General features: G+C 52.9%; 1 pseudogene. It reads right to left on the reverse strand.

The features are described 5' to 3' along the window. Positions 1-230: 230 nt before the first annotated feature. Positions 231-692: pseudogene (locus DBR24_RS27680) on the reverse strand (hypothetical protein); the annotation flags it as partial.

The following is a 692-nucleotide window of genomic DNA, read 5'->3' on the forward strand; positions in this document are numbered from 1 at the left end:
GTAGGCAATGGCGCAAGGATGTGTAGCCTGTAAGACGTGTCTGAAGGTGTTTTTTAAACGCTGTGGTTTAAATGCAAAAGATCGCCGCCGAAGGCTGCGATCTTTTGATTTGTCTGCCAGCGACAGAATCAATTCCCCTCCACGCCCTTAACGGGGTGGGAGGGGAATTACGTCTTTCCATCATCCGGCTGTGATGTTGGTTTTGCGAATTTCGTTGATACGGTATGTGGTCATATTGAGAATGCCAAAGCGAATGCCACCGTGGGGCCATTAGAAAACGCCCATACCCGGCTCGTGGAGATAAACAGAATATGCTCGTATGCGTCGATGTACGCTAATCGATAGTCGGGCTGCGGACTTACAGGCGCAGATGATAGTCGGCAAGGGAAAAACTCTTCCATCTGATAACTCACGAATACCACAGTGAGTGGGAAGTAATCATTGGTGTCCCGCCAGGTTTCGGCGGCTATATAGTCGTTGAACTTCGTGGGCGACCGATGTATCCGCCTGACCCCACTCACCGTCACCTGAATCTCCACCACATCCCCACTCGCATCCGCAACGGTAATGGTCGTCGTGCCATTCCCCGTCCCGGAAATCCGCCCGTTGGTTGGGTTGGCAACGGCAATCTCCTCATTGGCGGACGTGTAGGTATAGGGCGGGGTGCCTTGCTGCGGAAATCGGTCTGCGTA

Origin of the sequence: Pseudomonas sp. HMWF006 (assembly GCF_003061205.1) — a bacterium.
In the GTDB taxonomy this organism is placed as follows: Bacteria; Pseudomonadota; Gammaproteobacteria; order Pseudomonadales; family Pseudomonadaceae; genus Aquipseudomonas; species Aquipseudomonas monsensis.